Genomic DNA, 22,632 nt, shown 5'->3' on the forward strand with positions numbered 1-22,632 from the left:
TCTCCAAATTTGTGATGTATTAACCCCCAAATCTGTACATCATGACACGTTCATTAACCCATCAATCCATTCTTGTTACCGCTATATTCTGCTTAATGCAGGTAACTGCGCAAAATCCCATGAAATTTGAAAATAGCATTGGGATTATCGAAGCTTCCAAAGGCAATAGTAATGGCCATGTGTCCACATTGGAAGGTTATATTCCCTCCATGTCGGTAACCCAAGATGGTAAAACGGCATACTTCAGTAAAACCAGTGAACAAAAGCCATTGTACGGATTATTTTCCAAGAAGGAACTTATCCATGAGGTTTATCGCGCTGAAAAAATCAATGGCAAATGGAGCAACATTACCAAAATAGCTGTGTGCCCCAAATATGCCTCTGCCAAACATCCTACGGTTTCTGATGATGGTAAACGTCTATTCTTTGCCTCCAATATGAAGGGAAGCTATGGGAAATATGACATCTATGTTGCTGACATCAACTCTGATGGAAGCCTAGGGGTATCCAAAAACCTAGGTCCCAAGGTAAACACCAAAGAGGATGAGCTATATCCAAATATTTATAACGGTACGCTCTTGTTCTTTGCTTCTGAAGGACGTGATGGATTTGGAGGCTTGGACCTCTATGCCACTCAAGTGACCCATAACAAACTGACTCCTTCGGTAAACTTGGGAAGCCACATCAACAGCAGCAGGGATGATTATGCCATACAATTGGATGTTGAAAAAGGAGAAAGCTACGTAGTATCCAATAGGGGCCAAAACCACACCATTGAGCAGGTAACCATTGCCTACAGAAGACAACCTATGGACAATACGGTGGTGGCCTACAATGATAACAATCTCAACGCTGCATTAAATGCGGACTCGGCAAATTCGTACACTGGAACGTCCTTTGAAGATTAACAGTGCGACAAAAGTTGGTCCACTACCTGAAGATTATCTGATTTTGTCAATTATAGAACATTATTGAACTATGGTAAATTAAACAGGGGGAACCAAAAATTATCATAGAAGCGGGTTGTGTTATTTCATCCGGACCAATTTAGTAAGAATAGGATGCTCGAAATGGGCATCCTATTTTGTTTTATACAGTTCTGAATGCGCTTATACCTCATGAAATTCGAGGTAAGCGAAAAGTGCATTTGAACGAAAAAAACTACAAAATGTTCTTTTGAAGGAATAAAAAACTTAATTTAATTTTTGAAATAACATATTAACCCAAATCTTATACTCATGAAAAAAGCTACTAATCTTAGTGCCAGAACAAATCCCCCAGACCAAACAAAGGCACTTTTCTAGCACCCTTTATTTTTTCTAGACTACTATTGATTTAATCCCTTTGGGATTGTTATCAGCATGTCCACTCTTGGACATTGGTAAAACCTGTTAGGTTCTGCTTTATATCTGGAACACTCTGGTTTACCATGTTCTCGCTGACTGGATGTGCGGACAGGACGTGTTTTACCTGAATTTAAGGTAAACGATGATGTATATGACAAAATCAGATAATCAAATCTAGTAACCATGAAAACTGAAACATTAAAAATTGTAATTATTGATAATGACGAAAAACTACACCCCCTCTACCAACAGTATTTTACCGATTCGATATTATATGAACTGGTAGCGATTTACACTTCCGTAAATCAATTTATTCCAAATGCTGTTAGAACAAGACCGGACATTGTGGTTTCCGAAGTTATTTTGACCGGTATTTCCGGAATTGATGGCATTCCATATTTCAAGAAACAAAATATCTCCTCCAAGGTCTTGATGATAAGTGGGAAATGTGACTTCGAAGTGATAAAAGAAGCCTTTAGAAAGGGAGCTGATGGCTTTTTGACCAAGCCTCTGGCCAAAAATCGATTGCTCAATGCGATTACGGAATTGCACCAATATGGAGTGGCCTTGGAGCACGAGGTGGCCAAGAAAATCATTCATTCCTTCCAGGTCAGAACGTTCGAGAGCTTTTCAAAAAAGGAGAATCAAATTATTGAGTTGCTCACCCATGGGTATACTTACAAAATGATTGCCGACAGGCTTTGCGTAACTCCCAGTGCCGTGAACTTTCACATTCAGAACATCTATGTAAAACTTAATGTGAACTCCAAATCTGAAGCACTAAAGAAACTGCAAGAGATGGAAGTCCGACAACTGAATGCAGCTTAGCTTGATATCCTTGCAAACAAAAAAAAGCCCGCTTTTAGCGGGCTTTTATACTTTGGACATTTAATATCTTATTTTACTTTTTCGAAGTCTATCCTTCGTCCTTGCTCAGGACAGGCTACTTGACTTCTTCGAAGTCTACGTCTTCAACGTTATCGCCTTCTGCTGAATCTCCTGCACCGGCATCACCGCCAGCTGCAGCATCTGCAGCACCATTGGCTTGTGCAGCTTCGGCCTGGGCCTTGTACATCTCTTCAGATGCCACTTTCCAAGCTTCATTGATTTTCTCCAAAGCTGGTTCAATAACCACTACATCTTTGGTTTCATACGCTTTCTTCAGCTCTTCCAAAGCCTCCTCGATTGGCTTTTTCTTATCATCCGAAAGTTTATCTCCAAACTCCTTCAATTGCTTTTCTGTTTGGAAAATCATTCCATCAGCCTCGTTCAACTTATCCGCTTTTTCTTTGGCAGCTTTATCGGCTTCAGCATTGGCTTCTGCCTCAGCTTTCATCTTTTCGATTTCCTCCTCGGTCAAACCTGAAGAAGCTTCAATTCGGATATCCTGCGTTTTGTTTGTGGCCTTGTCCGTTGCGGAAACCTTGATGATTCCGTTCGCATCGATATCAAAGGTCACTTCAATTTGAGGTGTACCTCTTGGTGCGGGTGGAATCCCATCCAAATGGAATCTACCAATGGTTTTGTTATCCGCTGCCATGGGGCGCTCTCCTTGCAATACATGAATCTCAACCGAAGGTTGATTATCTGCCGCTGTAGAGAATACCTGTGATTTTTTGGTTGGGATTGTGGTGTTTGCCTCAATCAATTTAGTAAACACGCTTCCCATGGTTTCGATACCCAAAGAAAGTGGGGTAACATCCAAAAGAAGTACATCTTTCACATCTCCTGTCAATACACCTCCTTGGATTGCAGCACCTACGGCCACAACCTCATCCGGGTTAACCCCTTTGGAAGGTTTTTTCCCGAAGAACTTCTCCACGGCTTCCTGCACGGCAGGAATTCTTGTAGATCCCCCTACCAAAATAATCTCATCTATGTCGCTTTTGGAAAGTCCAGCACTCTTTAGTGCGGCCTCGCATGGCTCTATGGTACGCTTCACCAAATCCCCGATCAACTGCTCAAACTTGGCTCGGCTCAAGGTTCTTACCAAGTGTTTTGGACCAGAAGCTGTAGCTGTTACATAAGGCAAGTTGATTTCGGTTTGGGCAGAAGACGACAATTCAATCTTTGCCTTCTCCGCAGCCTCGCGTAAACGCTGTAGCGCCATGGCATCTTCCCTCAAATCAAGTCCTTCGTCGCTTTTGAACTCTTCGGCCAACCAGTCAATGATTTTTTGGTCCACGTCATCACCTCCCAAGTGGGTGTCTCCATCTGTAGCCAATACTTCAAAAACACCATCACCCAATTCCAAGATGGAAACATCGTGCGTACCACCACCAAAATCGAACACTACAATCTTTTGATCAGTATCTTTTTTATCAAGTCCGTAAGCCAATGAAGCCGCAGTTGGCTCATTGATGATTCGCTCCACGGTTAAACCGGCAATTTCTCCAGCTTCTTTGGTGGCCTGACGTTGGGAGTCATTAAAGTATGCCGGCACGGTGATCACCGCCCTGGTCACATCCTGTCCCAAATAATCCTCAGCAGTTTTCTTCATTTTCTGAAGGATCATCGCTGAAAGTTCCTGTGGCGTGTACAAACGACCGTCAATATCTACCCTTGGGGTATCGTTGTCACCTTTTTGTACTTTATACGGTACTCTGTCAGCCTCTTTTTTGGATTCTGAGAACTTATTCCCCATAAACCGCTTGATAGAGTAAATTGTTTTATGAGGATTGGTAACAGCCTGACGCTTGGCCGGGTCTCCAACCTTGATCTCTCCGCCTTCCACGAATGCGATGACAGACGGCGTGGTTCTTTTCCCCTCTGCATTGGGGATTACCACAGGCTCATTACCCTCCATTACAGAGACGCAGGAGTTGGTCGTACCCAAGTCTATACCTATAATTTTGCTCATTTTATTTAAAGTTATATCTGTTGAAAATTCATTTTTGTCTCGCTCTTGAAGTGACAATGATCATGCCATGCATTGGAATATGACAAGGTGTCAGACATAGTTGGATGAAAATTAGTAGTTGAGGAGTTTAGGGTTTAGGGTTTAGGGTTTGGAGCTGGGGCTTGGGTGATTGGTGCTTGGTGATTGGTGATTGGTGTTTGGTGTTTGGTGTTTGGTGCTTGGTGATTGGTGTTTGGTGTTTGGTGTTTGATGTTTGATGTTTGATGTTTGGCAAACTGATAATTGATTACTGATTCAGAAAATAACTAACTCCCCACCCTATAATTTGTGCTTGCGCTCTTCTTATATTTGGGAAAAATAATTTGCCTGTGGAATGCATTAGCGTTTTTGACATGCTTAAAATCGGTGTGGGTCCATCCAGCTCCCATACACTTGGGCCTTGGAGGGCTGCTGAACGCTGGATTCAAGAGCTTAGGGAACAAGAGATTTTTGATGCTGTTTCCGAGATAAAAGTCTATCTCTATGGGTCGTTATCCTTGACTGGCAAGGGGCATGCAACAGACATTGCCGTAATCATGGGGCTCTTGGGCAGTGATCCCGAAACAGTACCTACGGACAGTATCGACAGTACTATTGAATCCATCAAAACTTCCGGTAAGCTGGCACTTGGAAGTGAGCGCGAAATATCTTTTTCCTTTTCGGACGATATTGTTTTTAAAAAAGAGTTTCTACCGTTTCATGCCAATGGGATGCGGTTTGAAGCAAAGCTCCACAAAGGGCAGAGCCATTCAGAAACCTATTATTCCATAGGAGGGGGTTTTGTGGTCAAAGAAGACCTCGGACATTCCAAAGAAAACAAAGCTACGTTCAAAGCATTTCCCTGTCCTATTAAAACAGGGGATGAACTCTTGTCCTATTGCGATTCAAAAAAAGCATCCATCTCGGAAGTAGTACTTGAAAATGAACTCTCCCTAAGGTCAGCTAAGGAAATAGATGCTGAATTACAGCGTATTTGGCATACCATGCTGGAATGCATGTATTTGGGGTGCCATACCCAAGGCACGCTTCCTGGAGGTCTCAATGTAAGGCGAAGGGCTTTTGAAATGCATCAAAAATTGAAAGGTGAACTCCCCTATTCCAACCCACAAGAATGGTTGGAAGTCATCCGAAAAACCAGGGTTAAGTTTCGCCAAATTTTGAAATGGGTGAGTTGTTTCGCCTTAAGTGTAAACGAAGTCAATGCCTCCTTGGGTAGGGTGGTCACAGCACCCACCAATGGCAGCGCGGGGGTCATACCCTCGGTTTTGATGTACCACATGGTCATAGAAAACCATTCGGCGAATTTTGAGCACATTAAAAAGTTTTTGTTGGTGGCGGGTGAGATTGGCAGTATATTTAAAAAAGGTGCGACCATATCCGCGGCCATGGGAGGGTGTCAAGCTGAAATTGGGGTATCCTCGGCAATGGCAGCAGGTGCTCTGACCGAACTATTGGGGGGCACCCCTGAACAAGTTTTGGTTGCAGCCGAGATTGCGATGGAGCACCATCTAGGGCTTACATGTGATCCCATAGGTGGGCTGGTACAGGTTCCGTGCATAGAAAGGAATTCTATGGGGGCAATCAAGGCCATCAATGCTGCGGAGTTGGCTTTGGAAACCGACCCTAAGGATGCCAAAGTGCCTTTGGACAAAGTGATCAGTACCATGTGGGAAACCGCAAAAGATATGAATACCAAGTATAAGGAGACTTCGGAAGGAGGACTGGCTGTTGGCGTCTTTTTAAGTGATTGTTAAACCAAAATTAATTCGATAAGTAATTCAACCTTAATTCATGGCAACCTCAAGATTTTTTTCGTTCGGACTTGTTGCGCTTGTTTTTCTATTGCTTGCTTTCAGCCCGAACAGGGAAGTGGAAAGTGGGTATCGTCTTATCCTGTTTGAAGGATCGGATTGGTGCGTGAACTGTATTCGGCTAGAAAAAAATGTATTGAGCAATACTGCTTTTATCACCTATGCAGAAAAACACAGTATTCACATTGAACGCATCGATTTTCCGCAACGAAAGCAATTGGACGAAGCCACCCAGCAATACAATGCCGAAATGGCGGAGAAGTATAACTTTCAAGGCATTTTTCCCACCCTCATTCTAGAAAAAACCGACACCAAGGAAACCCAAACCTTGGAGTATCTGGACCAAAGTTGTTCCGATTTTATTGCCCAACTGTCATCAAACCTCAACCCATAGGTATGCAACGCTACAAGAGACAACAAAAATTAATGGGCTGTTCTTTTGAGCTGGGCGTGGTACTTGATGATGAAGTCAAGGCCCATCGATTATTGGAAGAAGGGGTCAAGGAAATCCAACGCATCGAGGATTTGTTGTCGGAGTTTAAAGGAGATTCCATTATTTCCAATATCAACACAAAGGCATACGAAACACCTGTTCACGTAAATCCAGAGGTCATGGAACTGTTGAAGCGTTGCCAACAAATTTCTAGACTCTCCCAAGGGTATTTCGATATCTCCGTGGGGCCATTAAAAAAATTGTATCGGTTTCGGAATGCCGAGTTCACCTTACCTGGTAAAAAGGATGTTCAAAGGGTCAAAAATCGAGTGGGTTATAACAAAATCCAGCTGGATGAAGACTCCAATGCTGTCCGTTTGAAACAAGAAAACATGCACCTCAGCGTGGCAGCCATTGGAAAAGGATATGCGGCGGATAGGGTCAAGGAAATTTGGAAAGGTCACCAGTTGCCAGGGGGCTATATTGATGCCAGTGGCGATTTGACAGCTTTTGGTACCGACGAGAACGGACAAGCCTGGAAGATTGGCATTGCCAATCCAGATGACAGAGATCAAATTCTTTTTCATATTCCACTGAACAATGCTTCCTTGGCCACTTCCGGGGACTATGAACAACATTTTATGTACAAAGGGGTCCGCTATTCCCATAATATCAATCCTAAAACCGGTCTTCCTGTAACAGGAGTCAAAAGTGTTTCTATCTTTTCCCCTAGTGCAGAGCTTTCAGATGCCCTGGCGACGGCGGTTTATGCCATGGGCGTTGACCAAGGGCTTTCCTTTTTGAATCAACTACCCCAAACCCACGGCATTATTGTGGATGACCAAAACAAGGTGTTTTTTACCAAGCAATTACAATATGAACCAATTCCTGCCTAAGATTTTCGCCTTGTGCCTGCTACTGATAAGCTTGGAATCCTGTTCCACGGCCTTAAAACCCTATGAAAGGCAATATATTAACGACCCTGAAATGTCCATGACCGGGTTCAGTGCCAATAAATTTCAACATTACGCTCATGCCATCAGGGAAGGTTCCGTAACTGCTGAAGGCAAAAAAGGCAGTGGGGGCTGCGGTTGCAATTAGGGTTAAAGGATGAACAAACGCACTTTACTTGTTGGTAGCCTTGCATTTTCCCTATTGATGGCGAAAGCACAGAATAGGAGCAAATCCGAATTTAAGGTCAAGGAGACAGAAGTGGAACTGTTGTATAACCACTACCTTCAAAATGGCGACAACTCTGCCGTAACTGGTGGAGAGGGAACAGAGCGCTTGACGGTATACGGGCCTTCTTTCAACCTCAAAAAGAAACTGGGTAAAAATGGAATTAATTTTCAGCTTGGTGCCGACATTATTTCCTCAGCTTCCACAGATAATATAGACCGAATTAAGTCTTCCGCTTCGCGCTTGGATGCTCGCAGCTATACCAGTCTTCACTATACCCGCTATCTGGAAAAGAGCAAAATGACCTTAAGTTTTGGACTAAGCGGCTCCATAGAATCGGATTACTTTTCGATTGGAAAGCATTTGGGTATGACCAAAACTTCCCAAAATGATATGCAAACATATTCGGCGGAACTCCAGATTTTTAATGACGATTTGCGATGGGGAAGACTCGATGACGGATTTTTGTCGGAGCCCCAATTTTTGATTTACCCTGTGGAGCTTAGGTTTCAGGAATGGTATGATGAGTACCGACGGGATTCCTACAATCTTAACCTCGGATTTACCCAAGTACTGGATCAAAGAAATACTATTGGCATATTTTCAGTCCTCAGTTTACAAAAAGGACTATTGGCAACACCCTTCCACAGGATTTTCTTTTCGGACAATTCAAGAGGAGTCGAACAGTTTCCGGACGAAAGGCGAAAGCTGGCGGTTTCCCTTCGATGGAATCGGTTTACCACAGGAGGTGTAATCTTAAAAAATAAAGTGGGGCTGTATACCGATGATTTTGGGATACTTGGACTTACCTTGGACAATGAAACTGCCATTAAGCTAAGTCCTAAATGGACGTTGCTCCCTAGCCTTAGATACTATACGCAAAAAGAATCCAGGTTTTTTGCTCCAAAGGGAGAACATGACACTTCTGAAGAATTTTACACCTCAGACTACGATCTATCGGGTATTAATTCCATTACCGTGGGCTTGGGGTGGCGACATTGGCCAGCTTCACGTAAGAACAAAGGTTTGCATAATTTTTCGTTTCGGTATTTCTTTTATTCCCGTTCCAATGGGTTAAAGGCGCATACCGTTTCCACCTCCTTTAATTTTTTGAAAAAACGCAAGGGAAGGACAAGAAAAAACAAGTCCAAATAGGAATGGGCAACAGAGAGTTTTCCAACAAAACTTACCCATTATACTTCAGGAAGTGCAATTTACACAGTTGCAGTGTGGCCATCTCGTTTTTTTAGTACCTTGTATTTTATTACAAATCAACCCTTTACAGTTATTTTTTAATTATCTAAAATGACTGTCAGTTCTTCCCTTGGGTTGCATCCAAAAATAATGGCCAATACCAATTTGAATTTGGAAATGTAAGTTTCGAATACATGCTTTTTAACAATAACAACTAACACTATGAAAACTAAATTAAGTCTCGTCGTAATTGCGCTGGGATTGCTCACAATGGTCCACTTTTGGTCCAAAAATGGTTCTTTGGGAACATCGAAAAATTATCAAAAAGCTTCCTTTGCCTTTATTAAGTGTACTCCTACTACATTTTTGCTAGACGGAATTGACAGTACACAGCAGATTTCCCCTCTCTTTGAAAATCTTGGGGAACTGAGTTACAAAATCACTACACAAAATGAACGCGCACAAACCTTTTTCAACCAGGGATTGAGATTAACCTATGCCTTTAATCATGCCGAAGCGCACCGATCCTTCATGGAGGCATCACGATTAGATCCAACATCGGCGATGACCTACTGGGGCCAGGCATATGCCTTGGGACCGAACATCAATGACCCCCTGCCCCCTGAAGAACGAAAAATAAAAACCAATGAGGCTCTTGCCAAGGCAAAAAAATTTGCGGCCAACGCCACTGAGAAAGAAAAAGCTCTCATCAATGCCTTAACGGCCAGATACAGTGAGGATTTATCCAAGGATGTAGCCGAACTCAACATGGCCTATATGCATGAAATGGCCAAAGTGCAGCAGCAATTTCCAGAAGATGCCGAAGTTCAGGTACTATATGCCGCCTCGGTCATGAACACCGTACCTTGGAACTATTGGGACGATAATGGGAATCCATCGCCCAACATTCCGGAAGCCAAGGCCGCCTTGGAAAAAGCAATAGAAATAAATCCCGATAATCCTGGTGCCCACCATTATTATATTCATATGGTGGAATTGCCAAAACCTGATTTGGCGGTGGCCAGCGCTGATAGGTTGGGAGCACTCATGCCAGCCGCAGGTCATATTGTACATATGCCATCCCATATTTACATTCGTGTTGGGCGTTATTTGGATGCAGTAAAGTCCAACCAAGCCGCTATTTTGGCCGATGAGGATTATATTTCCCAATGCTATTCCCAAGGTTTGTATCCATTGGGTTATTATCCTCACAACATTCATTTTCTTTGGTCCGCAGCCAGCTTATTGGGGGATAGTGAAATTGCCATTGACGCGGCCAAAAAAACTGCAGAGAAAGTTCCAACAGGAGAGTTGATCAATCTTCCCTTTTTGCAGGACTTTGCCTCTACCCCATTACTCGCCTATACACGATTTGGCAAATGGAATGAAATATTAACCATTCCAGCTCCCAATCCGGAAATCAAACATCTCAACCTTATCCGCCACTATGCCCGTGGAATGGCATTTGTCCGTAAAGGAAACAGCAAGGAAGCCAAAGAGGAACTGGATGCAATTGCCGCTCTCAAAAATGATCCTGCTCTGGAAGATTTGGTGGCCACAGCACATAATCCATCCATCAACTCTGCAAACATTGCCTATGAAGTGGTAGCTGGGGAACTTGCAGCTTTAAATGGCGATATTACCAAAGCCATTTCACATTTGGAAAACGCAGTGAAATTTGAAGATGGATTGACCTATACCGAGCCAGCCGCTTGGCATATTCCCACCCGTCAGAATTTAGGAGCCGCTCTAATGGCTGCCAAAAAATATGCTGAGGCAGAGAAAGTCTATCGCGAGGATTTGAAAGTCTTAAGGCAAAACGGTTGGTCCCTAATGGGCTTGCACAATAGCTTAAAGGCACAAGGTAAAATGGAAGAAGCGGCCAAAATCAAACAAGAATTTGATCAAGCCTGGGCCCATTCAGATATACAAATTGAAAACTCCACCCTATAACAAAAGCCTATGAAATTTTCTAAATGGCTCAACCAATCCAAGGTGCCAATAGCAGTTATCGCTGTTGGTACCCTGATGGTTGTTTACCTGTTTCCCAATCAGAAAAAGGAACTGCCAATTTTTGGTCCGCAGGATTTTAACCCTGAGTTGGTAGATGTAGAACTCCAAAACACCAAAGTGCTGCATACGGTTACGGACTTTAGTCTTGTCAATCAAGATGGAGAAATTATTACCCAAAACAACTATAAGGACAAAGTATATGTAACCGATTTCTTTTTCACCCGCTGTCCCAGCATATGCCCTATTATGTCCAACAATATGCAAAAATTGCAGCAGGAATTTTTGAATGAGGATGATGTGATGCTGCTATCCATGTCGGTAACTCCTGAAATGGACAGTGTTCCTGTATTAAAAGAATATGCCCGTAGAAATGGCGTGTTTAAATCGAAATGGAACATTGCCACTGGCGACAAAAAACATATTTATGACCTGGCACGTAAAAGCTATTTTGCCACGGTCGATTATGGAGATGGCGGACTCCAAGATTTTATCCACACCCCAAACTTTGTGCTGGTAGATCAAAATAAACAGATACGGGGTGTCTACAATGGAACTGATACCGATGACGTAAATCGGCTTATTGGTGACATTAAGTCACTGGTTTACCAAATAAACTGAATGCTAAACTAAGCTAAGCTAAGCTAGACGCTCCTTATTCCTCCAAGCACCCTGCCCTCCCGCGGGTATCAATGAGGTAGATGATTTTCCATTCCCCATCAAAGTTGACCAACTGAAAAGAGTTGATTCCGCAATGGCTGAATTTATCGTTTAGCCAGAATTCGTAGCCCACCCAGGCATTGGCCATGGTCCGATCTACTTGAATGGAAAACGAGGTCAATTTCTCTTCAAAGGAAATACTATCCGGGATGCTGGTGATGGAGCTTATCAATTTGTCAAATTTCTCCGTTCTAAACAGGGTCTTTCCCTCTTTGTTACGCCCCGTGGTTTGCAATACCACATCATCGGCTACCAAGCTTTTCATGGCTGCGGAATCCTGTTTGTGGAATCCATCAAAAAAAGATTCAATGACCTTTTTGACATCTTCTTTATCATCATAACTAGACGCATTTGGGCCTTGGGCAGAAAGATTGATGACTACAACTACGGATAGTACAAGGGTAAATAGTGTTTTCATGGTTTTACGTTTTTTGATTGCAGTCCAATTTAAACAAATCTGCTTACATTTAGCTCCTAAAATCGAACGGAATGTCAGTCGCAAAAAAAGAATACAAGCGGGTCACGGTGAAATCCTTAATAGAAATGAAACAGGACGGGGAGAAGATTTCCATGCTCACCTCCTATGATTATTCCATGGCCAAAATTGTTGATGCCGCCCAGGTAGATGTCATTTTGGTGGGCGATTCTGCCAGTAATGTAATTGCTGGTCATGAAACCACCTTGCCCATTACCCTGGACCAAATGATTTACCATGCCAGTTCAGTGGTTCGAGCTGCCAAGCGCGCATTGGTGGTCGTGGATATTCCCTTTGGGAGTTATCAAGGTGATTCCAAAGAAGCGCTGCGCTCTGCTATACGCATTATGAAGGAAAGTGGTGCACATGCCGTAAAGGTTGAAGGTGGTGCCGAAATACAAGGATCCATTGGAAGGATTTTGGAGGCAGGTATCCCAGTTATGGGGCATCTGGGACTTACCCCACAGTCCATCTATAAATTCGGAACCTATACCGTAAGGGCCAAGGAAGAACAAGAGGCCAAAAAATTAAAGGAAGATGCCAAGCTGCTGGAGGAAATTGGATGTTTTGGTATTGTTTTGGAAAAGATTCCAGCCAAATTGGCCCAAGAAGTAGCAGAAAGTGTTTCCATTCCAATTATTGGTATTGGTGCTGGCGGAGGCGTTGACGGCCAGGTGCTTGTTGTCCACGATCTACTCGGGATGACCCATGAGTTCAACCCTCGGTTTTTAAGGCGTTATATGAACCTTTATGAAGACATGGGAAATGCCATTTCCCAATATGTGGATGACGTGAAAAGTAAGGATTTCCCTAACGAGAGCGAACAGTACTGACCAACTTTCAATTTTCAATTATTAATTAAGCTTCTTGGATTCTTGGATTTTTGGCGCATTGGAAGTCAAAATTCCATCCAACCTCAAAGTCTAGAGCTTCAAAATACTGTAGAATGCATAGATTTAAGGATTTGGAAATATGGAAATTAAGCAGGTCTTTTTGTATGGATGTATACAAGACCACATTGAACTTTCCTGAATCGGAAAAATTTGGCTTGTCATCCCAGTTAAGAAGGGCCTCAGTATCGGTACCTAGCAACATAGCCGAGGGGTGTTCGAGAAAATCCAACAAGGAATTTAGCAGGTTTTTAGAAATCGCCATTGGTTCCATGTACGAAATGGAATCGCAATTGTTGGTTTCAATGGACTTAAATTTTATCAAGAACGATGAATTGGAATTACTTTTGACAAAATTGAGTTCCTTAATCAAAATGACATCCAAATTTAAATCCACGTTAAGGTGAAATCTGAGTTCTCGAAAAATCCAGAAATCCATAAATCAAACGCGTCAAATCTTCAGGTTATCTATGAGGATAACCACCTTATCGTGGTCAATAAACGAGCTGGTGATATTGTCCAAGGAGATAAAACTGGGGATATTCCCTTAAGTGAAGTGGTCAAAATGTATCTCAAGGACAAATACAATAAACCTGGGAATGTGTTTTTGGGTGTCGTTCACCGTTTGGATAGGCCCACCACTGGAATTGTACTATTTGCCAAAACCTCAAAAGCCCTGCCCCGACTCAACAAGTTATTTTCCGAAGGAAAAACCAAAAAGACCTATTGGGCAGTCGTTAAAGAAGCTCCGAAACAAACATCAGCAGAGTTGGTACATTGGCTAGTACGAAATCCCAAACAGAACAAATCTTATGCGTATCCAAAAGAAGTCCCCCAAAGCAAAAAAGCCATTTTGGGATACCGATTGCTCAAGCAGCTTAACTCTTATTCCCTGCTTGAAATTGACCTTAAAACAGGAAGGCACCATCAGATTCGGGCACAATTGGCGGCCATGGGCTGTCACATCAAAGGGGATTTAAAATATGGTGCGGCCCGTAGTAATAAAAATGGCGGGATTCACCTGCATGCCAGAAGTTTGGAATTGGAGCATCCGGTAAAAAAAGAAAACATCAAATTACTGGCTCCGCCACCGGATGATCCCATTTGGAATGCGTGCATTAACGGGTAATGGCCAACGCCTTCTCTCGAATGACCTGGCCAACAGGTTTGTTCTGTAAATGACTTTCCAGCCACGACAAAATATCCAAGTACAGGAAGGCCCGCTTCTCGTAGGGGTGGTTTTCATACCGTTTGAGCTCTTTATATAATTTTTGGAACTCATTTTTTAAATCACTGGGGTAGATTTCCCCGAGATTTCGTAGAAACTTGATCATTTCCTTTTGAACCGCATGTAGATCGTTCATTTTAAGCAAGAACTTGTAGGTACTCTTCAATTGCACCTCCAAATGATAATCCATACCTGCCTCATAATGTGCCACCAAGCTTAAAACCCTGGCGAAGCACATCAAATCTTCCCGCATTTTTAGATTCTTGTTGGAAATGATTTTTTTGAGGTAAACAATGCAGTTTTTATGATCACCAGTGCCAAAATACAGGCAGGCAATTTTATAGTAGAGCAGCATTATATGGTGCTCATCTATACGGGGTCGATGTTTTTTTATGCCGTACTCAATAATATTAACCAAATACAGCCCCTTTTCAAAGGTTCCTTCCAGAAAATGGAGGTTTAACTTATTGGAGTTGATGTATAGAAAGGCGAGTGAGGCAATATTATCATTGCTCGGAAACCCTGAATGGTTTACCTGAGCCTCCAATCTTTCCAGGGTTCCCCTGAACTGGGACGCGTATTTGACAAAGAAGAGAGACTCCAAAAGATAATGGTTTCCTTTTAGGAAAAACACAGGGTTTAAGGAAATCATTTCCTTGTTCTCATAAAAGAGATCCACCCATTTGCTGGCATATTTATAGGAGGATAAAAAGTCCTGTGTCAATAAACTATACCAAAGATGTGCTTTGTACAGCCAAAGCTTTTCACGAAATCCCAACTGTTCTATATCATAGGAAGGCAATTGCGCCTCAAAATAGCTACGGACTTTCTGCAAATCCTCATCATTCCTTACATAGCCCACCTTTAACATCATTCCATAGAGTTGCAGGGAAAGGTTAGAGAGTTTACTGGTCATCACATTGTGTTCAGATAACTCTTTGGCTTGTTCTGCAAGCTCATTGGCCCTATCCGGAATACTACGGGTAATATACTGGGTTTCAATTATTTTCTCCAGCTCCACAATCTCATAGGCCACATTTTTCTCCTCGTGCTCCATGGCCAAATTCTTGGCCTTGTCCAAAATTTTCAAACTCTGTTTGTACAAGCCTTTTTGATACAGAATGGTGGCAAAATCCAATTGCTCCCTAATTTGCACCCTAATGTTCTGGTTTACAGGGTTCAATCGCAAGCTCACCAAGATCTGTTTGTATAGGTGGGCTTTCAAATTTGAAAGTTGTGCCTTTTTTACGATCCCGCTGTCCAAAATCTGCTTCTCATCATAGCTTTTCATTTTGTCCAACAAATTGAACAGCGCCAAAAACTTCGCATCCGTATTCACCCCAAGTCGACCCACATACAACTTAAACTGTCGCTTTTCGGATTTGGAAAGTGACTCGATCAACACAAACAAGGCATCCTTATGGGTATTTGTCATCGTAAAAATTATGCTTTAAACATTTGTAATTCAGGTAATTAAACTTACTGAAATACAATTTAACGTTGTAATGGATTTTAGCAATTTACGGTTCTTGCCATGCACTGAATTATCTTCGTGTATATTAGCAAAAACTGGCTTAGATAATGGGTAAAGATAAGGTACAAATTTTTGACACAACCCTTAGGGATGGAGAACAAGTCCCGGGTTGCAAATTGGATACAAAACAAAAGTTGGTCATTGCAGAGCGATTGGATGAGTTGGGAGTGGACATTATTGAGGCAGGCTTTCCTATTTCAAGTCCGGGTGATTTTAATTCGGTTCATGAAATTGCCAAGTTGGTGAAAAATGCAACCGTCTGTGGCCTAACGCGAGCGGTTAAAAAAGATATTGAAGTGGCCGCGGAAGCCATAAAAATAGCTAAGCGCCCCAGAATTCATACAGGGATTGGAACCTCGGATTCCCATATCCAGTTTAAATTTAATTCCACCCGTGAAAAAATCATAGAACGAGCCGTAGAAGCTGTTTCTTATGCCAAATCCTTTGTGGAGGACGTGGAATTCTATGCAGAGGATGCCGGTAGAACCGACAACGAATATTTGGCCCAAGTCTGCGAAGCGGTCATAAAAGCTGGGGCTACGGTATTGAACATTCCGGACACCACAGGTTACTGCTTGCCAGAGGAGTACGGTGCCAAAATGAAGTACCTCAAGGAAAATGTCAAGGGAATTGATAAAGCCATTTTGTCTTGTCACTGCCATAACGATTTAGGATTGGCCACGGCCAATTCCATTGCAGGTGTAATCAATGGGGCACGTCAGATTGAATGTACCATCAACGGTATCGGGGAACGGGCAGGTAATACCTCTTTGGAAGAAGTGGTGATGATTTTAAGACAGCATCCGTATCTCAACTTGGATACCGATATCAATAGCCAACTGCTTTTGGATACGAGCCAAATGGTTTCCCAAAAAATGGGCATGCCGGTACAACCCAACAAAGCCATTGTGGGTTCCAATGCTTTTGCCCATAGCTCTGGAATTCACCAAGACGGGGTTATTAAACAAAGGGAAACTTATGAAATCATCGACCCAAAAGATGTGGGTGTAAGCGAATCTTCTATTGTTCTAACAGCTAGAAGTGGTCGAGCCGCATTGGCCTATAGAGCTAAAAATGTGGGGTACGAACTCACCAAATTGCAACTGGACGTTGTCTATGAGAATTTCCTAAAGTTCGCTGATCGCAAAAAGGAAATCATGGATGAAGATATTCATGAGATCATTGACACTAGTGGAATTTCCATCCAAAGCATGGCCTAGTTCCCATTGACACAAAATACCATTGCATGAACTTGAATATTGCTTTGTTGCCCGGAGATGGTATTGGACCTGAAGTTTTGGCCCAAGCGGTTAAATGCCTTCAAGCTGTTGAGGAAACTTTCAATCATCAATTCATTTACAGGGAAGCTGCGGTGGGGGCCATTGCCATTGACAGAAAAGGAAGCCCGCTGCCAGATACTACCCTGAATCTTTGCAAAGATGCCGATGCCGTTTTGTTCGGTGCTATAGGCGATCCCAAATATGACAATGATCCGAACGCCAAGGTGCGCCCAGAACAGGGACTGTTGAAGCTAAGAAAAGAGCTCGGGCTATTTGCCAACATTAGACCTGTTAAGGTTTTTCCATCCCTGATTCAAAATTCCCCTTTGAAACAAGAAGTCATTGAAGGAACTGATTTTACCATTTACAGGGAATTGACAGGTGGTATTTATTTTGGCCAAAAACATCTAAATGAAGAGGGAACCGTTGCCTCGGATTTATGCGAATATTCTGAAAAGGAAATCAGTAGGATAGCCCATTTGGCGTTTAAGGCGGCCAAAAATAGGCGTAATAAGCTCACCCTGGTCGATAAGGCCAATGTATTGGAATCTTCGCGTCTGTGGCGAAAGGTGGTGACCAAAATTGGCGAAAGCTATCCCGATGTGCAATTGGAGTACATGTTCGTGGACAATGCTGCCATGCAGATTATTCTTAATCCCAGTCAGTTCGATGTGATTCTAACGGAAAATATGTTTGGAGACATTATTTCTGATGAAGGTAGTGTAATTGGTGGTTCCATTGGACTGTTGGCCTCAGCTTCTGTAGGAGATGACAGCGCCCTGTTTGAGCCCATTCATGGATCGTATCCGCAAGCCAAGGGGCAGGATATTGCCAATCCAATTGCTTCTATTTTATCTGCTGCAATGTTGTTGGAGCACTTTAGTCTTTTTGAGGAAGCCATGGCTGTCAGGGAAGCCGTAGATAAATCCCTAAAAAAGGGCGTTGTAACACCCGACTTGGATTCCAAGAGTCAATATGGGACCAATCAGGTAGGAGATTTTGTGGCCGAAAACATTGTGGATAGCGGGGATGATTTCAACATGAACGATGAAAATATCGATTTAGGGAAATCTACCATCATTTAGCTGCAACTTCCTTTACTTCCGTCAACTCTTGAATGGTTTCGGAAAAATCCTTTTTGAATAGCTCATATTTTTCTCCCGTGGCTGGGCCATTAAACCCCGTGTGTATCTTTTTCACATTACCTTGTTTATCAATGTAAATGGTAGTTGGATAGGATATCACATGATTGAGCATCGGTAATTTTTCATTTGCCTTTTGCTTGCTCGATGTACCATATTGGGCCAATAATATGGGATAGTCAACTCCTGCTCTTTCCCTTAATCTGGCTATGCCTTCAAAGGCCTTTTCCTTGGTCTTTGCATACTCAAAAGCCAATGCCACAAATTCTATATCCAAGTTTGGATTATTCTTCAAAAAATCGACATAAAAACGGGTTTCATCCAAGCAATTGGGACACCAAGTCCCCATAATTTGCACCAATACAGGTTTATTGTTGAAGCGTTCATCGGCTAAGCTCACCATGTTACCTTCCACATCTTCAAAGGAAAAATCAAACCGGTCATAGCCTTCCTTCAAAAAAGTCAATTCGTCTGCATCTGTTAGCTCAAACGTATCGTTGCGTTTACCTTGGAACGGAGAGACAAAATGGTTGCCCGAATAAAAGGTTCCCTGCATAGTACTATCCACTACTTCGGCAGTAAATAGAAATACATGGGCACCGTCAAAAGCAGAAAGTTTTACCGTAGTGCCATTAATGGCCCCTTCCAAATATCGGTAATCCCCGGAATGCGTTCTAAAGGTTCCTGTGACCTTACTTCCTGTTTGCTTAAATATGCCTTTACCAGGATATTGGTTGTCCTGCCCAAAATTAAAATAGGTTTCCCACACCCCCGAAACATCCATGGCAGGATCTTCGGTAACCTCAAAACGATCGCGCTTTCCATACGCAGCATGGAAGGGAACTACCCTATTTAGACTTTCCTTGATAAAACTTCCCTGAATACTGTTTTCGCTGTAGGTTCCTTCAATGTATCCTTCAAAAATGGGCATTTGAATTCGGATTACGCCATCCTTCATCTCAAATTCATCTACAACCACCACCTCTTCGGCATTGTACATTTCCATGATGTAAGAACCATCCTCATCTTTGGAAATGGAAAAATTAAAAGGTAGGGTCTCGGTTTCCGAAACATCCATGGCTCCCCACCAATCACCAAGATTAAGGGGTATTTCCCTGCCCTCGCAAGACAACAACAATAAAAATATACTTAGGACAACCAACCTAACTTTTCCCATACCTAACAGAATTTGTACTAAATATCGCAATTCCCTTTCAAATCTTACACCCATGGACTAAATCCTATCTTCATTTGCATGGAATGTCTTTCCCTATTTTTTATCTTTGTCCACTTTAAAATTGGGGTATGAAGATTTCTTATAACTGGTTGAAGCAGTTTTTGCAGATTGATTGGGAAGCGGCAAAAACCGGGGAATTGCTTACGGATTTGGGTCTTGAGGTGGAAGGTATCTCAAACTTTGAATCTGTTAAAGGAGGCTTGAACGGAGTGGTTGTTGGCCATGTCCTCACCTGTGAAAAACACCCCAATGCCGATCGGCTTAAAGTAACAACTGTGGATGTTGGTACAGAAACTCCCCTGAAAATTGTTTGCGGTGCACCCAACGTAGCAGCTGGACAAAAAGTTCCAGTGGCCACCATAGGCACCACTTTATACACCAAAGAAGGTGAATCTTGGCAAATCAAAAAAGGGAAGATTAGAGGAGAGGAAAGCCATGGGATGATCTGTGCGGAAGATGAACTGGGATTAGGTGAGAGTCACGATGGCATTATGGTTCTTAGCGAAGCTTTGCAGCCTGGAACCCCTTGCGCAGAAGTATTCGATATTGAAAATGATGAAGTCTTTGAAATTGGTTTGACACCCAACAGAGCTGATGCCATGAGCCATTTTGGGGTGGCCCGTGACCTTAAAGCTGGACTTGAACAACAGGAAATACAAAAAGGGCTTTTAACCCCTTCCACCAGTAATTTTTTAATTGACAATCGCTCGCTCAAAATTGATGTCGAGGTTATGGATAGTGATTTGGCACCCCGCTATTGCGGTGTGACAATCAGCAATCTTATTGTCCAAGAATCACCAGATTGGTTAAAGAACAGATTAAAGGCTATCGGTCTATCGCCCATAAACAATGTAGTTGATGTGACCAACTACGTGTTGCATGAATTGGGTCAACCCTTACATGCCTTTGACGCAGCCAAAATTAAAGGCAGTAAAATTGAAGTAAAGACTTTACCTGCAGGAACCAAGTTCATCACATTGGATGATGTGGAACGGGAACTTCACCAAGACGACCTTATGATCTGCGATAGCGACAATCCTATGTGTATTGCCGGTGTTTTTGGGGGAGTCAATTCGGGGGTTACCGAGCATACTTCTGCAATCTTTTTGGAAAGTGCCTATTTTGATCCAGTTTCCATTAGAAAGTCGGCAAAGCGCCATGGCCTAAATACCGATGCGTCTTTCCGATTTGAACGGGGAATTGACATCAACATGACTGAATATGCCCTTAAAAGAGCCGCCCTTTTGATCAAAGAAATTGCTGGCGGGGACATTAGTTCCGAAGTGGTTGATCTGTACCCAAAAAAGGTTCAGGAAAGACATGTGTTCCTCACCTTTGATAAAATCAACTCTTTGATCGGTCAGGAAATTCCAAGAGACACCATCAAGTCCATATTGTCTTCCTTGGAAATCAAGGTAAACAACGTTACCGAGTCAGGACTGGGACTTACCATTCCCAACTATAGGGTGGACGTAGAGCGTGAAGTTGATGTAATTGAAGAAATTCTAAGAGTATACGGTTACAATAATATCGATTACAAGGAGAAGTTAACAGCATCCATAGCCCAAACCTCCAAATTTGAAAATCACAGAATTCAAGATGTCGTAGCCAATATGTTGGCTGCCCAGGGTTTCTACGAAACCATGACCAACAGTTTGGTGGCTTCTGAAACCGAACAACGTTTGGCATCAGATACAAACTCGGTAGGCATGCTGAATCCATTAAGTGCGGATTTATCCGTGTTAAGAACCCAAATGTTGTCTTCCGGTCTACAAACCATCGCCTACAATATTAACCGACAGAAAAACGATTTACAGCTTTTTGAGTTTGGGAAGACCTATCATAAAGTTGCGGATAAAAATGAGGAAAATCAACATCTATCTCTTTTTGTTACTGGTGAAAGAAATAGAAACAGCTGGGCCGTTGGTTCCAGAACCACCGATTTTTTCTATTTGAAGGGAACCCTGACTTCCATTTTTGAGCGTTTGGGCTTAAAGGACATCAAATCCGCCCCCACTAACGAAAAAGTACTCAGCGAAGGTTTGAGCTATAGTTGTGGTGGCAAACAGATTGCCTCTTTCGGATTGGTTTCCAAAAGTATCTTGAAGGCATTTGACATCAAGCAAGAGGTCTTCTATGCCGATTTGGACTGGGATGCCATTCTTGGTTTGATCAGCACGCAAAATGTGGTTTTCCAAGAAATTCCAAAGTACCCTGAAGTCTCAAGGGATTTGGCTTTGTTGTTAGACGAAAAGATTTCATTCCAACAGGTCTACGACCTGGCATGGAGTACGGAAAAGAAACTCCTTAAAAATGTCAATTTGTTTGATGTTTATTTAGGCAAAAAACTTCCGGAAGGGAAAAAGTCCTATGCGGTAAGCTTTACCCTTTTGGATGAAAAGAAGACCTTAACAGATAAGCAGATTGACAAAATCATGTCCAAGGTGATGACGCGCTACCAGAAGGAATTGGGCGCGGAATTAAGGTAAAGATCCCCAAGCGTGGGTTGGAACAATAACACTGTCTATTTCATGGATCACCCTGTTGCCTTGGCTCACATCCGCTGTGGTTATCCTAGCCGTGTTGCCCACAGGATCGGTTAAAACAATGTCATATCCATCCAAATGGGCTACCAGCTTTTTTCCCTGAATGGTGGTAAAACTGGCTTTGCCATTCCCCTTGCACATGGCTCTTAGAATTCGGGAAGCGGTTAGGTGCCCTGCAACAATATGATAGCCCAAAAGCGATTTTAATGCGCTCTTGTCCTGTGAGTTCATCAATTCTTCTATTCTGCCTTTTGAAAAGCGCTCAAAGGCGGCATCGGATGGGGCAAAAACAGTAAAAGGTCCTGCATTGTCCAATATGGCATCCATTTCCGTGGCCTTAACGGCAGCAAAAAGAATCTTATGTTGTTCAGATTGGTGGTTTTCCCCTATGGTTTCCTTGTTATCCACAACAGTTTCTTGAGCGGATACCCATGTCGAAGAGACAAGACACAGGCCAAGTAGGATTTTGGAAAAGGGGGCTTTCATAAACTTATAGTAATCTTTGGGGCTTTCTATCTGAAGGTAAAAAATCGTATGCTTTTACGTTCAAATACCAAAAACTTCGATAAGATACATTATTTTGACCAATTCTTGCTTTAAATAAAGGGATGAGGGGATATTTAACAAAATGTTAACATTAACGATTTTATTCCTTTTTTCCCTTCCTTTTTTCAAATCACTAACTTTGAAGGAATTGCAGTGAAAAAA

The 22,632-nt window shown here is 42.6% G+C and carries 20 protein-coding genes; 15 read left to right on the forward strand and 5 right to left on the reverse strand.

Annotated features, from left to right (window positions below; all coding sequences use genetic code 11):
- Positions 1 to 41: 41 nt before the first annotated feature.
- The gene (locus tag ACOOE0_RS16010) at positions 42 to 908 is read left to right on the forward strand and encodes a hypothetical protein (protein ID WP_420399917.1); all 867 of its coding nucleotides are present in this window, start codon (positions 42 to 44) and stop codon (positions 906 to 908) included.
- A gap of 621 nt (positions 909 to 1,529) precedes the next feature.
- Entirely contained in the window at positions 1,530 to 2,174 is a 645-nt protein-coding gene (locus tag ACOOE0_RS16015; RefSeq protein ID WP_420399918.1) for a response regulator, read from the forward strand.
- A 115-nt stretch (positions 2,175 to 2,289) separates the two neighbouring features.
- Here ACOOE0_RS16015 and dnaK read toward each other — a convergent pair whose 3' ends face one another.
- The gene (gene dnaK / locus ACOOE0_RS16020; protein ID WP_420399919.1) at positions 2,290 to 4,206 is read right to left on the reverse strand and encodes a molecular chaperone DnaK; all 1,917 of its coding nucleotides are present in this window, start codon (positions 4,204 to 4,206) and stop codon (positions 2,290 to 2,292) included.
- A 368-nt stretch (positions 4,207 to 4,574) separates the two neighbouring features.
- On the opposite strand from dnaK, the gene ACOOE0_RS16025 reads away from it, so the two are divergent.
- The 7 genes from ACOOE0_RS16025 to ACOOE0_RS16055 all read left to right on the forward strand — a co-directional run bounded on the left by ACOOE0_RS16025 (position 4,575) and on the right by ACOOE0_RS16055 (position 11,493).
- Positions 4,575 to 5,999: an L-serine ammonia-lyase gene (locus ACOOE0_RS16025; protein WP_420399920.1), complete on the forward strand. Its 1,425-nt coding sequence runs from the start codon at positions 4,575 to 4,577 to the stop codon at positions 5,997 to 5,999.
- 37 nt (positions 6,000 to 6,036) lie between these two features.
- Positions 6,037 to 6,450, forward strand: a complete 414-nt coding sequence (locus ACOOE0_RS16030; RefSeq protein WP_420399921.1) for a thioredoxin fold domain-containing protein — start codon at positions 6,037 to 6,039, stop codon at positions 6,448 to 6,450.
- A 2-nt stretch (positions 6,451 to 6,452) separates the two neighbouring features.
- Positions 6,453 to 7,385: an FAD:protein FMN transferase gene (locus ACOOE0_RS16035; protein ID WP_420399922.1), complete on the forward strand. Its 933-nt coding sequence runs from the start codon at positions 6,453 to 6,455 to the stop codon at positions 7,383 to 7,385.
- A complete protein-coding gene (locus tag ACOOE0_RS16040; protein ID WP_420399923.1) occupies positions 7,366 to 7,590 on the forward strand; it encodes a DUF4266 domain-containing protein in 225 nt (74 codons plus the stop codon). The genes ACOOE0_RS16035 and ACOOE0_RS16040 overlap by 20 nt, the downstream gene beginning before the upstream one ends.
- Positions 7,591 to 7,599: 9 nt before the next feature.
- Entirely contained in the window at positions 7,600 to 8,823 is a 1,224-nt protein-coding gene (locus ACOOE0_RS16045; RefSeq protein WP_420399924.1) for a DUF3570 domain-containing protein, read from the forward strand.
- A gap of 261 nt (positions 8,824 to 9,084) precedes the next feature.
- A complete protein-coding gene (locus tag ACOOE0_RS16050) occupies positions 9,085 to 10,815 on the forward strand; it encodes a hypothetical protein (protein ID WP_420399925.1) in 1,731 nt (576 codons plus the stop codon).
- A gap of 9 nt (positions 10,816 to 10,824) precedes the next feature.
- Entirely contained in the window at positions 10,825 to 11,493 is a 669-nt protein-coding gene (locus ACOOE0_RS16055; RefSeq protein ID WP_420399926.1) for an SCO family protein, read from the forward strand.
- 34 nt (positions 11,494 to 11,527) lie between these two features.
- On the opposite strand, the gene ACOOE0_RS16060 is transcribed toward ACOOE0_RS16055, so the two are convergent.
- Positions 11,528 to 12,010 carry a nuclear transport factor 2 family protein gene (locus tag ACOOE0_RS16060; protein WP_420399927.1) on the reverse strand — a complete coding sequence of 161 codons (483 nt, stop codon included), beginning with the start codon at positions 12,008 to 12,010 and terminating at the stop codon, positions 11,528 to 11,530.
- A 71-nt stretch (positions 12,011 to 12,081) separates the two neighbouring features.
- Between ACOOE0_RS16060 and panB the strand changes: the two genes are divergently transcribed.
- From panB to ACOOE0_RS16075, 3 genes are all read left to right on the forward strand, one after another.
- Positions 12,082 to 12,900 (forward strand): 3-methyl-2-oxobutanoate hydroxymethyltransferase, encoded by an 819-nt coding sequence (gene panB, locus ACOOE0_RS16065; protein WP_420399928.1) that lies wholly within the window; start codon positions 12,082 to 12,084, stop codon positions 12,898 to 12,900.
- A gap of 164 nt (positions 12,901 to 13,064) precedes the next feature.
- Positions 13,065 to 13,364, forward strand: a complete 300-nt coding sequence (locus ACOOE0_RS16070; RefSeq protein WP_420402233.1) for a four helix bundle protein — start codon at positions 13,065 to 13,067, stop codon at positions 13,362 to 13,364.
- Positions 13,361 to 14,086 (forward strand): RluA family pseudouridine synthase, encoded by a 726-nt coding sequence (locus tag ACOOE0_RS16075; protein ID WP_420399929.1) that lies wholly within the window; start codon positions 13,361 to 13,363, stop codon positions 14,084 to 14,086. The genes ACOOE0_RS16070 and ACOOE0_RS16075 overlap by 4 nt, the downstream gene beginning before the upstream one ends.
- Here the strand turns inward: ACOOE0_RS16075 and ACOOE0_RS16080 are convergent.
- Positions 14,076 to 15,620: a hypothetical protein gene (locus ACOOE0_RS16080; protein WP_420399930.1), complete on the reverse strand. Its 1,545-nt coding sequence runs from the start codon at positions 15,618 to 15,620 to the stop codon at positions 14,076 to 14,078. The genes ACOOE0_RS16075 and ACOOE0_RS16080 overlap by 11 nt on opposite strands.
- 146 nt (positions 15,621 to 15,766) lie before the next feature.
- Here ACOOE0_RS16080 and ACOOE0_RS16085 point away from each other — a divergent pair, with 146 nt between their 5' ends.
- Together ACOOE0_RS16085 and leuB are read left to right on the forward strand one after the other, a co-directional pair.
- Positions 15,767 to 16,939, forward strand: coding sequence for a 2-isopropylmalate synthase (locus ACOOE0_RS16085; RefSeq protein WP_420399931.1), 1,173 nt, complete (start codon positions 15,767 to 15,769; stop codon positions 16,937 to 16,939).
- 26 nt (positions 16,940 to 16,965) lie between these two features.
- Positions 16,966 to 18,084, forward strand: a complete 1,119-nt coding sequence (gene leuB, locus ACOOE0_RS16090; RefSeq protein ID WP_420399932.1) for a 3-isopropylmalate dehydrogenase — start codon at positions 16,966 to 16,968, stop codon at positions 18,082 to 18,084.
- Here the strand turns inward: leuB and ACOOE0_RS16095 are convergent.
- Positions 18,077 to 19,318 carry a peroxiredoxin family protein gene (locus ACOOE0_RS16095; protein ID WP_420399933.1) on the reverse strand — a complete coding sequence of 414 codons (1,242 nt, stop codon included), beginning with the start codon at positions 19,316 to 19,318 and terminating at the stop codon, positions 18,077 to 18,079. The two genes, leuB and ACOOE0_RS16095, sit on opposite strands and share 8 nt — an antisense overlap.
- 128 nt (positions 19,319 to 19,446) lie before the next feature.
- Between ACOOE0_RS16095 and pheT the strand changes: the two genes are divergently transcribed.
- Positions 19,447 to 21,867, forward strand: coding sequence for a phenylalanine--tRNA ligase subunit beta (gene pheT / locus ACOOE0_RS16100; RefSeq protein WP_420399934.1), 2,421 nt, complete (start codon positions 19,447 to 19,449; stop codon positions 21,865 to 21,867).
- Here pheT and ACOOE0_RS16105 read toward each other — a convergent pair.
- Positions 21,859 to 22,410: a fasciclin domain-containing protein gene (locus ACOOE0_RS16105; protein WP_420399935.1), complete on the reverse strand. Its 552-nt coding sequence runs from the start codon at positions 22,408 to 22,410 to the stop codon at positions 21,859 to 21,861. The two genes, pheT and ACOOE0_RS16105, sit on opposite strands and share 9 nt — an antisense overlap.
- Positions 22,411 to 22,632 lie beyond the last annotated feature (222 nt).

It is taken from the genome of Flagellimonas sp. (assembly GCF_965215805.1).
Classification (GTDB): domain Bacteria; phylum Bacteroidota; class Bacteroidia; order Flavobacteriales; family Flavobacteriaceae; genus Flagellimonas.

Bases quoted from the DNA above. Each gene is read 5' to 3' on its own strand.
- ACOOE0_RS16010 (WP_420399917.1), top strand. From the start codon at position 42: ATGACACGTTCATTAACCCATCAATCCATTCTTGTTACCGCTATATTC.
- ACOOE0_RS16015 (WP_420399918.1), top strand. From the start codon at position 1,530: ATGAAAACTGAAACATTAAAAATTGTAATTATTGATAATGACGAAAAA.
- dnaK (WP_420399919.1), bottom strand. From the start codon at position 4,206: ATGAGCAAAATTATAGGTATAGACTTGGGTACGACCAACTCCTGCGTC.
- ACOOE0_RS16030 (WP_420399921.1), top strand. From the start codon at position 6,037: ATGGCAACCTCAAGATTTTTTTCGTTCGGACTTGTTGCGCTTGTTTTT.
- ACOOE0_RS16035 (WP_420399922.1), top strand. From the start codon at position 6,453: ATGCAACGCTACAAGAGACAACAAAAATTAATGGGCTGTTCTTTTGAG.
- ACOOE0_RS16040 (WP_420399923.1), top strand. From the start codon at position 7,366: ATGAACCAATTCCTGCCTAAGATTTTCGCCTTGTGCCTGCTACTGATA.
- ACOOE0_RS16045 (WP_420399924.1), top strand. From the start codon at position 7,600: ATGAACAAACGCACTTTACTTGTTGGTAGCCTTGCATTTTCCCTATTG.
- ACOOE0_RS16050 (WP_420399925.1), top strand. From the start codon at position 9,085: ATGAAAACTAAATTAAGTCTCGTCGTAATTGCGCTGGGATTGCTCACA.
- ACOOE0_RS16055 (WP_420399926.1), top strand. From the start codon at position 10,825: ATGAAATTTTCTAAATGGCTCAACCAATCCAAGGTGCCAATAGCAGTT.
- ACOOE0_RS16060 (WP_420399927.1), bottom strand. From the start codon at position 12,010: ATGAAAACACTATTTACCCTTGTACTATCCGTAGTTGTAGTCATCAAT.
- panB (WP_420399928.1), top strand. From the start codon at position 12,082: ATGTCAGTCGCAAAAAAAGAATACAAGCGGGTCACGGTGAAATCCTTA.
- ACOOE0_RS16070 (WP_420402233.1), top strand. From the start codon at position 13,065: ATGGATGTATACAAGACCACATTGAACTTTCCTGAATCGGAAAAATTT.
- ACOOE0_RS16080 (WP_420399930.1), bottom strand. From the start codon at position 15,620: ATGACAAATACCCATAAGGATGCCTTGTTTGTGTTGATCGAGTCACTT.
- ACOOE0_RS16085 (WP_420399931.1), top strand. From the start codon at position 15,767: ATGGGTAAAGATAAGGTACAAATTTTTGACACAACCCTTAGGGATGGA.
- leuB (WP_420399932.1), top strand. From the start codon at position 16,966: ATGAACTTGAATATTGCTTTGTTGCCCGGAGATGGTATTGGACCTGAA.
- ACOOE0_RS16095 (WP_420399933.1), bottom strand. From the start codon at position 19,318: ATGGGAAAAGTTAGGTTGGTTGTCCTAAGTATATTTTTATTGTTGTTG.
- pheT (WP_420399934.1), top strand. From the start codon at position 19,447: ATGAAGATTTCTTATAACTGGTTGAAGCAGTTTTTGCAGATTGATTGG.
- ACOOE0_RS16105 (WP_420399935.1), bottom strand. From the start codon at position 22,410: ATGAAAGCCCCCTTTTCCAAAATCCTACTTGGCCTGTGTCTTGTCTCT.